The organism is Pelagerythrobacter sp., from assembly GCF_041912895.1.
In the GTDB taxonomy this organism is placed as follows: Bacteria; Pseudomonadota; Alphaproteobacteria; order Sphingomonadales; family Sphingomonadaceae; genus Pelagerythrobacter.
The window spans coordinates 1,280,248-1,293,650 of the sequence record NZ_JAYSGI010000001.1; the positions used below are offsets into that span (position 1 = coordinate 1,280,248).

The following is a 13,403-nucleotide window of genomic DNA, read 5'->3' on the forward strand; positions in this document are numbered from 1 at the left end:
TCCGCTGGCCTGTTGGTCGGCGAACAGTCTACCCTGCACTTGCTCGATAGACCTAACATGCTGATTGAGAAGGATTGTTCGGCGGCCTCTCGCCAGCGGCCCATCGCAGGTGTATCCCCTGTCCGATTTCGAACACCCGAACCCGCATTGTCAAACGAATCGCCCCGCCCCACCCCGGATATCCTGATCGTCGACGACGATGCCGATGTCGTGCGCGCCGCCCGGCTATTGCTCGAGCGGCGCGGCTGCGCGGTTCGCGTGGCGGACGGGCCGGAAGCCGCGTGGGTCGAACTCGCCCGCTGCAGGCCCGATGTCGTGTTGCTCGATCTCAACTTCGCACGCGGGCGCACGTCCGGCGAAGAAGGCCTCGGCTTTCTCGATCGCCTGATGGCATCCGACCCCCGCGCGGTGGTGATCGTCATCACCGGCCACAGCGGGATCGCTATCGCGGTCGACGCCATGCGCCGAGGTGCCAGCGACTTCCTCATAAAGCCGTGGAAGAACGATCGGCTGGCGGAGATGGTCGAGCGTGCGGTTGCGCAGGCACACCGGGCGGCGGCCCCGCCGGGCGAAGCCGCGATCCCGGCGATGCTGGGCGAAAGCACCGCGATTGCCCATGTGCGCAACCTGATCGCACGGATCGCACCGACAGCGGCCAGCGTGCTCATCTCCGGACCGCCGGGCAGCGGCAAGACGTTCGCCGCGAACCTGATTCATCGCGGATCGGGCGAAGCGCAGCACCCTCTGGTAAAGTTGGAAGGGAAACTGATCGATCCGGCTCAGGAATTTCCAGATTTTGCAGGCCGGACCGTCCTGATCGAGAATGCCGACCAAATACCGTTAGCGGCTCAGCATGGTCTGATCGGCGCCCTCGAAGGCGCGCGCGTCGTCGCGACCACCCGGCTTGGCGAAAGCCGACTGCGCGAGGCGCTGACCGGCGATCTGCTCCACCGAATCGGCACCATCGCGATCGACCTGCCGCCACTCGCCGATCGCGGCGGCGATATCGCACTGCTGGCGCACCATTTCATGGCCCTTTCCGCTGCGCGCCATGGCCGGGCCGCGTTGCCGCTCACCGATGAAGCCGTTCATGCGCTCGCTACTCACCCGTGGCCCGACAATGTTCGCGGGCTTCAGCAGGCCATGGAGCGCGCAGTGCTACTCGCCAGCGGCGACGTCTGCGATATCGAAGACCTCGGCCTCGCGGTGGATAGCGGATCTCCCCAGCGGCACGGCGAGGCGAGCGATCTCAACCTCGAACGCAACGAGGCACGGCTCGTGTTGGCCGCGCTCAAACGCCATTCGTACAACATCAGCCGCGCAGCCGCCGACTTGGGGCTGACCCGCGCCGCGCTCTACCGCCGGATGGAAAAGCATGACCTCTAGCCCGCGCGCGCCCGCGCTGGCGTTCCTGGCCCTGCTCGCCGGAGCGGCAGCGGCAGCGGCATGGGCCGCGGGCCTGCCGGCGGCAGGGCTCGTGGCACTTATGGTTGGAGCATGGGCCGTTGCCGCGAGCCTCCAGGGGGCGCGGCGGTTCGCGGGCCACGCCCGCGCCACCGGCGATCGGCCCCGGCCAGAGCCCGATCGCGCGGCCCTGACCAGCCATCTCGATGCCTCGCCTCTCCCGCTGTTGCTGCTCGACAGCGACGAGAACCTCATCGCCCTCAATCGGGCGGCGCGCCGGTTCTTCGCGGCCGAGCATCGCATCCTTGTGCCACCCGATGGGCTGGTGGAAACCATCCGCGCCACCGCTCCGGGGCAAGGCGCACGCTTCGACATCCATGCTAGTGGTGCGACCGGCGACGCGCGCGCCTTCGCACTGGCGACCAGCGACGTCGCGGGCCCTTTCGGCAGCGGCCGGATAGCGGCGCTGAGCGATATCGGTGCCGAACTTCGCGCTGCCGAAGCCGCCACTCTGCGCGATCTCGTGCGCGTGCTGGGCCACGAGATCGCCAACACGCTGACCCCGATCGCCTCGCTCGGCCGCACCGCCGCCGAGATCGTCAACGATCCGCAGCCCGACATGATCGCCTTGCGCGAAGCGGTCGACACCATCGCCCGCCGTGCCGAAGGCCTGCAACGCTTCGGCGAAGCCTATCGCGAACTGTCGCGTCTGCCTCCTCCGTGCATCGAAAAGTTCGATGCGGCGATCTTCCTCGGCGATCTCGCGGCGCTGTTCCGCACCACGTGGCCCACGATCGATCTGACGTGCGATTTCGACAGAGCGCCCGGCACCCTTCGCGCCGACCGCGACCAGTTGCACGTGGCGCTATGGGCGGTGCTGCAGAATGCCGCGGAGGCCGCGAACGAAACCGCGCCCGCGGCAAGGTTCGCCTGCATCGCCGAGCGGGGCACCACGATCTTCCAGATAATGGACAACGGCGCCGGCGTTGCCCCCGAACTGCTGGTGGAAATCTTCCAGCCCTTCGTGACGTACAAGCGCGAAGGAACCGGCATCGGCCTCACCCTTGCCCGCCAGATATTGCGCGCCCATCGGGGCGATATTCAAGTGCACACCGATGATCATATGGGAGCGAATTTTCGTATTATCTTGCCCTGACCGGGGCGAATTTCCGCTTTTGTCGCACGACACTGCGAGGCGAGTGAACCGTGAGTCGGGCTGATGGCCGCGCCCTCGTAGACGATCAGGGGATCATCGGCCGCGGCTTTGCTGCCATGGACATAGCGACGCAGCAGCGGGGGCGTTCAATAAAGATACAGGGGCTTTGATTCGATCACTTTTTCGGCTCACAGTACCCAACACGATGGCTTCAATATGCTCTAGATACTCTGTCCAAGAAGCAGCGGCCAGATGTCTCTTCAGGCTCTCGTAGATGTCCGCGCGCCACGCGTCAGTCGTGGGATAAAATAACAGATATCTGATCGTCGAGCCGTCGATTTGCAGATAGATGGTTCGCTTAGTAATGGTTCCAGAATCAAGAAACTTTCCGAATGGTTGCTCATCAAGGATAATCTCTTCTTTATCGCCTTCTCGTATCCTGAAAGCCGCGAGACCTTTTTTGCCGTGAAGTAAGGAGAAAAGTTCGCCTCCGGCAGGAATATCTTTCTTCTGATAGCTACTGGGGACCCTTCTCAATCGGACCAATGATATGGTTCGACCCTCGCTTGAAATCTGCGAAGTCGGAGTTTTCACGAAATTATAAAATTCGTCACACGACAACTCGATTTCATAGCCTTGCTCAATATCAGAAAGATGATCTGTGCGTTCGAATCGCAACAAATCAACCAGTTCCTGAAAGCACACGCTATTCGTGTCTGCGTTAATGTAGCTGGTCAGAACCAGACATTTAGATTTCATTGACCCTCTTCCTTAGGTCGTCTGCGGGGCGGATAGCGTTTTCTCTTTCTTGCCACGATCGTCATCATCTTCCCGACGTCCACGGCCTTCTTCCCTGCGCTTCTTGGTTTCGCAAGCGGGGCAGCGGCCTGTCTCCGTAGCTCCACCGTGGGGTGAATCACATTGTGGTTCGATGCACCGATCCGGAGCGCCCCGCCTGCGGGCTTCGGATGCAGTCCCCCAGCGTGAGCCATCAGCTTCGGCATTCCCTGAGCGAACCACCGCGCGCTCCCGGCGGTCCGTTTCGACCGCTCCGGCAACGTCCGCGGCCGGGGAGCCTCCGGGTCAAAGTGTGTCAGTCGGATCGTCAGAGATTTGCCAGCAATCGCAACGGCGTGGAGCGCGATTGAGCCACTCTGACCCGCGACTTTGCCACTGACCCGGTAGTGGGCCAGAAAATGCCCCACGCCAAAATCAGCCGTAAGGCGCTGATCGCGCTACACTTCTTATGCGGCAGGCGCTGCGTACGGTGTGCGCCCCAAGGCTTCCCAAATTGCGAGCAACGATCCGGTGATGAAGCCGGGCCATTCAATGGGGAACTTTTAGTCCGTAACCTCAAAACTGATGGTCTCGCCGTCTTTCAATCCGGCCAACTGCGAAGCAAGTTGCGCACGGATTGTAATGGCTTCCAGCTCCGGTTTGGTGACGAGGTTGGAGACAGCAAATTCGCCCCGCAACACAAACGGAACCTTTGGGATCAAGCGCGAGCCTTCGGGCAGTCGGCCATGCGTTTCTTGCCATTGGCGGGCTAGTCCGTGTCCGGTCAGGTAATCGCGGTCTGCGAGGATTTCACCGGCCCAAGCATCAAGATTATCAGCAATCTTGTGGCTCTCGCCAGTTTCTGGATCAAATTGACCGATCCAATCGTCAGCTAGAAAGAATTGCTCCCCGAAAGATATTCTCGCCGAAGAAAGTGTAACTCTGAATATCGGTTTGCGTATCTGAATAATGGCTTTTCCATAAATCGAACGAGTTCCACGTGACCAAGCTTAAAACACTTGGCGCATCGCGCAATGGTCGAACCAAGAGTGCGCTCTCAAACGCATAGAAGCCGTCCTTCTTGGATAGTAACTTTATCGCCTGCGAGTTCAGGCCTTGAGGGAAGGACGCCTCTTCAAAACCTGAGCCAATTGGATCGCTTGCTAGATCGACTAAGCTTTGAATGTTCTCCACGCTCAAAACCTAATCACAAATTTCGATCCTGCAACGACCTCCCCAGTCGCGCACGAGGTAAAGCCGCCCGAGCGGATCGTAATACAGCGCCGCCTCGAGCGCACCGGCATAGGACAGCGCGGCGCAGTTGGCATTGGTCTGCACCCGCCGCTCCACCAGGCGGTTCTCGACATCGTAAAGATAGACCGAGGAACCATCGGCGGTGAGGTTGCCGTTGGCGTCGTAGCAGAACGCCGCAGGGCCAGCCGTGGTGCACTGGTTGAGGCCGTTCGTCGCATAGGCCCGGTTGACGTTGACATGCCCATCCCAGGCATAGGCATCGTTGCTGCGCGTCTCGGCCCGGATCTGGCTCGCCGGATTGCGGGTATAAGCCCAGCTGACGTCGCTCGACGAGCCGTCGACATCGAGCGCGATCGAGGCAAGACGGCCGGCATCATCGTAGCCGAAGCTCGACCCATTGTTCGACGCCGTCCCGTAGGTCCACGCGCGTTGCGACAGTAGACCGCGCGCGTTAAAGCTCGCCGTGCCCAGCACCGTTGTCTCGTACCTCAGCGCAGTCGCGCGATCGAGCCCGTCGTAGTCGAACTGCCAGTAGTGCCCATCGGGATGCGTCACCCGCGTGCGGTTGCCGTTCGCATCGTACTGCGAGGAGACGGTCCGGCTGGTGCCATCGGTGGACTGGGTCTCGGACACGAGCCGCCCGAACCCGTCGTAGGTGCTCGCCACACCCGGGCTGGTTGACCCACTGCCGAACCGCACTGCCGTCTGCAGACCGCGCAGGTCGTAGTAATAGAACACATCGCGCGTGTGGATCGTCGGCAGGCCGCTGCGCTCGGGCACCGTCTTGCGGATCACCCGGTTCAGCGCGTCGTATTGATAGCCGAGCGTCGTGCCATCGCGCTTGCGATGCGTCAGTCGGTTGCCGTTAGCATCATCGGTGTAAGCCTCGTAGTCGCCCTCGTTGGGCGCGCGCGAACTCGACAGCGCGCTCGCGGGGGTCGCATCGTTGTAGGCCGTGGGTTTGGTCTTCGACGGGAACACCCAGCTGTTCAGCCGATCGTGGCCGTCGTAGCGCAGCTCCGCCCGGTTGCCGTTCGCATCGATCACGAACTTCTGGTTCCCGTTCGGGGTATAGGTGTAGGTGACATCGGCGATCTCGACCGGGGTCCCAACCGCCTTGCGCACCTGGAGCAGCTGGCCGGCCGCATCGTAGACGTTCTTCGTGATCCGGTCGGGCCCATGGCTCCCCTGGGTGCCAAGCGTACATGCACTCGCGGGCAGACTGGCGTAAATGGAGGGGTTCATCCGCACCGCGGTGCATTCCGGCAGCCCCTGATCGTTATAGCTGTATTGGGCTGCCGATACCGCAACGCCATCCGAACCGCGCGCCACCTCCAGTTGCTTGCGGCCCATATCGTCGTAGTTCGTCTCAACGCTCGACAGCAGCGAAAACGCCGAACCCCAATACCTCGGCTCGATGTCCTCGTTCTTTCAGCCCGACAGCGCCCCCGTTTCCACTTTCACCGGCCGGCCCGCGCCATCGTAGGTCGTACGTGTCGCTCCATGCCTCAAGGGACCCGAACCGTCCGGGTCAGGCAGAATGATGCCAGTCACGCGACCCATCGCATCGTAACGGTAGCCAGTCGTATGCGGAGAAGAAGAAGCTTGGGCCAAGAGGGGCGAGGCGTTCAGGGACATCCCCGCGAGCGCCAGCGCGGCGGCAAGGCGAAGCGCTCCGGGGCGCGTTGCTCCCGCCCGTCTCACGAGCAGCTTACCAGATTGGCCGTAGGCGTGGCCTCACTTATCTTGCGGCCGTACCTGTCATAGCCATAACAGGTACGCCGCGTCTGCCCGTTCGCCGTGACAGAAACTCCCCGAACGAAAAGGTTGTTTGGCCCCGAGTCAGGACCATAATCATAGGTGGTCACCACCTCGTCGCCCGCTCCCGAAGAGCAGCCCGTTCCGGAGGCCGCGCTTGTCTTGCAATATTCCTCGCTCGTCAGAACCCAGATCGGAGTCGCCGCCCGCGAGTAGCCGCCGGATGCATTCTTGATCCAGGCGTACCGCTGTCCATAGTAATAGCGTGTCTGCGAGCGGATTCCGGTCTCGTTTGCAGGCTGCGTCACGGTCAGCATTCCGCCATGGGTGGGGTCATAGGTAATGTGGGTCCGGTTTCCCCGCCCGTCGATCAGGAGACTCGGCTTCGCCGAGGTTACCGGACTGCCTGTGGCGTAACCCGCTTCTTGGACCAAATCTGGTAGGCTAGTACCCGGCTTGGTGTGCTCGACGATTTTATGGACATTGTAGTAGTATCCGTCGATATAGTAGTCGGTTCTATCTCCTTCGGGGTTTTCGCTCCATTGCAAGGTGGTCACCCAGCATTCGCCGGGATAGGTCACCGGAGCTTGCCGATCACAATAACTGCTCTCATAGGTTCTCCCCAGCTGGTCGACGATCTTTGTCGGCCCTGGTGTAGTTTGAAAGTTCGCATCACCAATGTTCGGCAAAGTATTGGGATCTCTCCGTGACTCCGGATGAATCGGAAAAGAATATTCGACTGAAAAGGTGCGGCCTGCCTGGTCGGTGACCGTACCGCCGGCGACTGACTGCGGAGGGGGTACGTCGCCATCGCCCCTCACGTATGGCGTGCGGCTATAGTTGTAAGTATAGCTGCGTCCGTCGGCGAACTGCTGGTGAAGAATAATGTCCTGCACGATGTGATCGGAGCTTACGCTGCCGCCAATGCTGTTGATCAGCCAGGGCGTTGTGGATCCCGGATTGATGAAACCCATGGTTCCGGTACCGGAATAGGTGAACCTCCACACCGCTCCCGTCGGATCCGTAACCGACGTGAGCCCGCCGCTGCCGTAGACATAAACTGCCGTCAACGCATTGTTTGACGGACAGACGCCATTGACCGGCATAACCGTCACGGCGAGGTTGATCGCGCAGGCTTTTGTTATTGAGCTCCAAGCGCTGCCATATTCGAACAGCAGCGCGTAACCGTCGGAGCTCACCACGTTGCGCAGGCGTGTATCGGAACCCGAGGGTCCTCCCGTTTGGTAAGAAAGCTTGTAGACAGTTCCTTCCGGCGAAGTGATCTCACTAGCGTATGCACAACGATCACTGAACGAGCATTCTCCAAAGCGGAGGGGCCGAAACTTCACTCGTGTGCCGTCCGATGCAGTTAGGGTATACACCACATTGTTGGAGGTGCGATCGCCGATATAAGTGAGTTTCGCATGCCCTCCGCGCGATATTTGGGAAAAATTGCTCTGATTCTGTCTACTGTCAAAAGTCTCCGACAGATCTCCGTAGTGAACATTGATACGGAAATCTTGGCCAGAATTGCGATTATAATTGTTGTTGAATATTCCGACGCGCTTTTCCGTGAGCATAATTTCCCAATTGTGCGTAAACTTTGCGAACGGCTTAATGTGCCCGCTGACCGTCGAACCCATCGTGCGCTCGAGCGATATGCCCCCGGTGGGGCTTCCGCTGCCAATTACGATATCGACGTGCCTATAGGCGTATTGTCCGGTTCTGATATCGACACCGCCTGGGGTAATCGCCCGTTCCTCTGCCGGTGGCGTTCCGTTGAGCGGCGTGATCTGACCCGCTGCGGGCGCAATGCCGAAGATCAAAAACGACATCCAACCGCATACGAACCACTTCATAATAACCACCCGAGTTAGCGTCGAGAATAAATAACAAGGCAGGCTTAAGCACCTTTCCCATCTACGGATCCAATATAATGGGCCCGCCGCACCCCAATGAGCTCACGCTGATATTGATTGTGCCGGTCGCGGATGCACCTCGCGCATCCCGGACCACATACGAAGCGACAGACGCCCCAGGCGACCCCGCACCCAAGACCGTCACGTAGCGATCGCCACTCATGAGTACTTGAGCGCCACCGCCCGACATCGAGACGCTGATTAGCTGGAAGCTGTCGCCGTCCGGGTCATAATCGTTCTGGATGACATCGATATTTGCCTGTCCGTTGCAGCTAACCGATGCATTGTCAGTTGTCGCTATCGGCGCCCGGTTTGGCGGTGGTGGCGGTGGCGGTGGCGGTGGCGGTGGCGGTGGCGGTTGCGGTGGCGGTGGCGGTGGCGGTGGCGGTGGAACTCCGCAAGATGAAGGCTGCTCCGATATGGTCGAGACGTAGCCAGTCCTGTTGCCGGCATCATCATACGAGATGTAATGCGTTGCGGTACTGTTCTGACTACATTCACTCATAACTACGACCAAGCGACCGAGGGCATCGTAAGTGAATTCCTGGGTGCTTTGCTGAGCCTCGGTGGGATGGGAAATCGTCAACGCCGTGAGCGCAACAGAGCTGAGCAGCGTCCAACGCAGCATCGAGAATCACCCTCCTGTTTTGTAGAAATATTTTATTGGCAAGCTATCGACGTCAAGTCCGATCGGCGGAAAACAATATCCAAAACGGGTGATTAAGCACAAGAAGTCGCAGACGACTTAGCAAACACCAATCACGTGAGCAGCGAAGAGATCGCTTGGCCGTATGTATTTGCAGGGGCGAGCACCAGGTTTGCCGCGCGGGAGATGCGGCTCGATCGCCGATCTAGGCTTCGTTGGACAACCGGAACAAATGCGCCATGTGAGCCTCCATCGGCGATGAGACCCATCTGAATCAGAATCTAGGATCATAATCCAAGCTTGCCGACAGCAGCCGGGCGATCATGCCAGAGATCATCGACAAGTTCGCGGCGCTATTAGCTTGCAATTTCGCTCAAGCGATTTTCAGGTTCGACGAGAATATACTCGCCTTCTGGTCGACAGTGTCGAAGTCGGAAACGATGCGATCCGGACTAGCGAGGCGAAGAACGCTGTGGCTGCGGCAGTTGCGGGTAATGCGCCGCACATAGTGCCCAAAGCTGAACGGAAATGGCGCGCCCGGCAGGACTCGAACCTGCTGCCTCAAGATTAGAAGTCTCGCGCTCTATCCAGATGAGCTACGGGCGCGCGCAGGCGGGCCATAGCGCGCTTTTCGCGCGCGGCAAATCGCGATGGGCAGCGCCATGGACGAGAGCCCCAGACGCTTGGAAACGGGCCGCGGCGCAGCGCCGGCGTTTCGCTATTACGATCTGGTGATGGCGGCGTTCGTGGCGATCCTGCTGCTGTCGAACGTGATCGGCGCGGCGAAGCCGTCATACGTCACGCTGCCGGGCGGCACGCAATGGTCGTTCGGCGCGGGCGTGCTGTTCTTCCCGATCAGCTACATCATCGGCGACGTTCTGACCGAGGTCTACGGCTATGCCCGCGCGCGGCGGGTGATCTGGACCGGGTTCGCCGCGCTGGCGTTCATGGCGCTGATGGCCTGGGTCGTGGTCGCGCTGCCACCCGCCGAAGGGTGGCCGGGGCAGGACGCGTACGAATTCGTCTTCGGCAATTCGTGGCGCATCGTCATCGCCTCGATGGTCGCGTTCTGGGCCGGCGAGTTCGCCAACAGCTTCGTGCTCGCCCGGATGAAGGTCTGGACCGCGGGCAAGGCGCTGTGGGCGCGCACGATCGGCTCGACCGTGGTCGGACAGGGGCTCGACAGCCTGATCTTCTATCCGCTGGCGTTCTGGGGCCTTGCCGGATGGCCGGTCGAGTTGCTGTGGCAGGTCGTGCTCTCGCAATGGCTGATCAAGACCGCGTGGGAAGCACTGCTGACGCCCGTCACCTATCTCGTGGTCGGCGCGCTCAAGCGGCGCGAAGGGGTGGACATCTACGATACCGGAACCGACTTTTCCCCCTTCGCCAAGGGGCCTCGGAAGACGAATTGAGGCCGGGCGCAAAGCCCGGCCTCTCCCCTCCCCCGACCGTCGTTGCGGTCAGAACGTGGCGCCGACCGCGACGCCGTAGCGGCGCGGATCGAGCGTGAAGATGTTGGTGAAGTTCCCCGACGTCGCATCGGTCAGATAGAGGCCGGTTATCGACGAACTGTCGAAGATGTTCTGGATGAAGCCGCGCACGTACCAGCCTCCGTCGGGGCCGTTCAGCTGGATCTGCGCGTTCGCCTGCACGAACGGTTCGATCCGGTTGACGTTGCCGTTGAAGACGTTGCCGTACTGCGTGCCCGTCATCGCGAGGTCGAAGCGCGGCACGAGCGTCATCCCGTTGCCGAACTCGGCGGTGTATTGCACGCCGATCGAGGCCTTCATCTCGGGCGCCTGGGGCAGCTTATTCCCCTTGAGGTTGACCTCGACCCCGGGGCTGAGCACCTGAAAACCGGCGGGCGCATTGGCCTGGAGCGCCGAGCAGATGCCGAACGCGCCGGTCGAGGCGATCCCGCTGTCCGACGGAAATTCCTCCGGCGGGCGCAGGCCGAGACTGCCGTTGACCGCCGTGACGAAGGCCGCGGCGGCGCCCGGCGCCGGGCCGGTCACCGCGCACAGCGCACCGTTCGAAATGTCCTTGATGATCACCGCATTCGGATCGCCGCCGCCGGGATCGCGCGGGTTGGAGAAGAACTGGTCGCCCGCGACCTCGGCGTGGAGATAGCTGAAGCTCGCGTTGATCAGCCAGCGGTCGGACGGGCGGATGATGCCTTCGATCTCGACGCCCCAGATATCGGCGTCGATCGTGTCGTTGACCGAAGTGCGCGCGATGATCCGGCTGAGCTGCAGGTCCTTGTACTTGTAATAGAACGCGGTGGCATTGAGCTGCAGCGCACCGTTCGCGAAGACATTCTTGCTGCCGATCTCGAACGCGTCGATCTGTTCCGGATCGAAGCTTTCCGACACGGCGAACACGGGCGAGAGCGGCGGATTGATCCCGCCCGACTTGTAGCCGCGCGAATACGATGCGTAGAGCAGGTTGTCCGGCGTCATCTGGAAATCGAGCACCGCGCGGCCGGTGATCTTGTCGAACGAAACCTCGCGCTGCTGCGAGACCTGATTACCCGGCAAACCAGGGTCGGCATCGAAGCTGCCCACGAACGGGGAATCGAACGGATCGCCGTCGTTGCTGAAAGGATTGAGGAAGTTCGCCAGCGTCGTGCGCGCGATGACCGATTTCTTGTCGTTGTTGTACCGCAGGCCGCCGGTGAGCTTCAGCCGGTCGCTGATGTCGAAATAGACTTCGCCGAAGATGCCGTAGCTGTCGAGTTCGAAGTCCTGCGTGTTGTTGCGGTACATCGAGGTCGCGAGATACGACGGCGGAAGGCCCGCGCTGAAGGCCGAGAACGCGCCGAGGATACCGGTGGCGTAGTCGAGCCCGAACGAGTTCACGTAGTAGCTGTTCTCGCTGACCCGCGTGTGGGCGTAGATGCCGCCGACGAGGAAGTTGAACGCCCCGTCGAGGTCGCTCGACAGGATCGCCTCGGCAGACCACGACTTCTGATCCTGGTTCGATCGGTCGAACGCGGCCGGCACGTCGGAACAATAGGCGTGCCCTTCGTAGACGCCCTGATTTTCCTGCAGGTTGTCCGACGCACAGAGCTGCCCGGTCGGGCCGTCGGGAATCAGCGCCTCGGCGATCGGCTGGAAATAGGCCGCCGAGCCCGGCACGAACACGCCCGGCGCGCCCGGCACCGGAATGCCGTTCTGCGCCAGAAACGCGAGCGTGCTGAGCCCGGTGAGATAGCCCGAGCGATCGAGCACGCCGAGGTTGTAGTCCTGCCGCGAATCGACCGTGGTTTCCTGATAGATGCCACCGAGCGAGAGATTGAACGCGCCGAAGCGCTGCTCGAACCGCGCCTGGATCTGCAGCTCGTCGGCGAAGTATTCCGGCGTGAACGCCGTGCGCACCGTGCGCACGTCGTCCGGCTCGACGAAATTGCCGTATCCTTCGCCATCGTCGGGATAGACGCTGCCGAGGCCGAGCGCCGCCGGAATGCCCTGGATGGCGAACAGCTCGCGCGAACTGAGCACCGAGGCTAGCGTCGCATCCGCATTGGTCTTGGCGAAATCGAGCCGCCCGTTGAGACAGCCGAGCACCCCGGTCGGATCGCGCTGGCACATCTGCTTCTGGATGCGCAGCCGGTTGTCGTTCTCCCGGAAATAATAGCCCATCAGGTCGATCGTGGTATCCGGCCCCGGCTCGAAGCGCAGGCTGCCGCGCACTGCGTACATGTCGCGGTCGTCGATCCGGCTGTCATCGTAGAAGTTGCGCGTGTAGCCGTCGCGATTGAGATAGAACCCGGCCACGCGCAGGCCGAGCACCTCGCCGACAGGTAGGTTGATCATGCCCTTGGCCTTCACGCTCTCGAAGTTGCCGTATTCGACTTCGGCGGCGGCGCCGAAGGCGGACAGGTCGGGCTTGGCGGTGACGACGTTGACCACGCCAGAGGTCGCATTGCGGCCGAACAGCGTGCCCTGCGGGCCGCGCAGCACCTCGACTCGTTCGAGATCGAAGTATTCGGTTTCGAACAGGCGCGTGCCGAACAGCGGCGCGCCGTTGGTGTGGATCGCCGTCGCGCTGTCGCAGGTCACACCGACGCACAGATCGCCGATGCCGCGGATGGTGAAGCTCGATCCGGTGAAGTTGCCCTTGGAGAAGGACACGTTCGGCAGCGTCAGTTGCAGGTCGCTGGCGTTCTCGATCTGCTGCGCCTCGAGGGCTTCGGCGGTGAACGCGCTGACCGCGATCGGCACTTCCTGCAGGCTCTGGTTCTGGCGCTGGGCGGTAACGACGATAACGCTGCTGGTGTTTATAGTATCGTCGCCGTCCTGCGGCGATACGTCCTGTGCGTACGCAGGTAAAGCGATGCAGCCGGCGCAAATGCCGGCAAGCAGGGAAGCCCTTACCCTCATCTGTCCTCTCCTCGTGCCCAGTCATCTGATGCGACTTGAACCGCAAGGAAAGTAAATCAGAAACAGTGATTATGGCAATAGGGTTGCGATATGCAGCCTGTTCGCAA

General features: G+C 61.4%; 9 protein-coding genes and 1 tRNA gene. 3 read left to right on the top strand and 7 right to left on the bottom strand.

Annotated elements, in window-relative coordinates; all coding sequences use genetic code 11:
* Nucleotides 1–147: 147 nt before the first annotated feature.
* A complete protein-coding gene (locus tag ACE3QC_RS06515) occupies nucleotides 148–1,386 on the top strand; it encodes a sigma-54-dependent transcriptional regulator (RefSeq protein WP_374406414.1) in 1,239 nt (412 codons plus the stop codon).
* Entirely contained in the window at nucleotides 1,376–2,560 is a 1,185-nt protein-coding gene (locus ACE3QC_RS06520; protein WP_374406415.1) for a PAS domain-containing sensor histidine kinase, read from the top strand. Before ACE3QC_RS06515 ends, ACE3QC_RS06520 begins: the two co-directional genes overlap by 11 nt.
* A 93-nt stretch (nucleotides 2,561–2,653) precedes the next feature.
* Here the strand turns inward: ACE3QC_RS06520 and ACE3QC_RS06525 are convergent, their stop codons facing one another.
* From ACE3QC_RS06525 to ACE3QC_RS06550, 6 genes are all read right to left on the bottom strand, one after another.
* Nucleotides 2,654–3,319, bottom strand: a complete 666-nt coding sequence (locus ACE3QC_RS06525; protein WP_374406417.1) for a hypothetical protein — start codon at nucleotides 3,317–3,319, stop codon at nucleotides 2,654–2,656.
* 906 nt (nucleotides 3,320–4,225) lie between these two features.
* Nucleotides 4,226–4,531, bottom strand: a complete 306-nt coding sequence (locus ACE3QC_RS06530; RefSeq protein ID WP_374406419.1) for a hypothetical protein — start codon at nucleotides 4,529–4,531, stop codon at nucleotides 4,226–4,228.
* 9 nt (nucleotides 4,532–4,540) lie between these two features.
* Complete coding sequence (locus ACE3QC_RS06535) at nucleotides 4,541–5,944, bottom strand: hypothetical protein (protein ID WP_374406421.1); 1,404 nt, start codon at nucleotides 5,942–5,944, stop codon at nucleotides 4,541–4,543.
* A gap of 347 nt (nucleotides 5,945–6,291) precedes the next feature.
* Nucleotides 6,292–8,208, bottom strand: a complete 1,917-nt coding sequence (locus ACE3QC_RS06540; RefSeq protein WP_374406422.1) for a hypothetical protein — start codon at nucleotides 8,206–8,208, stop codon at nucleotides 6,292–6,294.
* Nucleotides 8,209–8,269: 61 nt separating this feature from the next.
* Entirely contained in the window at nucleotides 8,270–8,569 is a 300-nt protein-coding gene (locus ACE3QC_RS06545) for an Ig-like domain-containing protein (protein ID WP_374406673.1), read from the bottom strand.
* Between the two features lie 874 nt (nucleotides 8,570–9,443).
* Nucleotides 9,444–9,520: transfer RNA gene (locus tag ACE3QC_RS06550), tRNA-Arg, on the bottom strand.
* A gap of 56 nt (nucleotides 9,521–9,576) precedes the next feature.
* On the opposite strand from ACE3QC_RS06550, the gene ACE3QC_RS06555 reads away from it, so the two are divergent.
* Nucleotides 9,577–10,326, top strand: coding sequence for a queuosine precursor transporter (locus ACE3QC_RS06555; protein ID WP_374406424.1), 750 nt, complete (start codon nucleotides 9,577–9,579; stop codon nucleotides 10,324–10,326).
* A gap of 48 nt (nucleotides 10,327–10,374) precedes the next feature.
* On the opposite strand, the gene ACE3QC_RS06560 is transcribed toward ACE3QC_RS06555, so the two are convergent.
* The gene (locus ACE3QC_RS06560; protein ID WP_374406426.1) at nucleotides 10,375–13,296 is read right to left on the bottom strand and encodes a TonB-dependent receptor; all 2,922 of its coding nucleotides are present in this window, start codon (nucleotides 13,294–13,296) and stop codon (nucleotides 10,375–10,377) included.
* Between the last annotated feature and the right edge of the window lie 107 nt (nucleotides 13,297–13,403).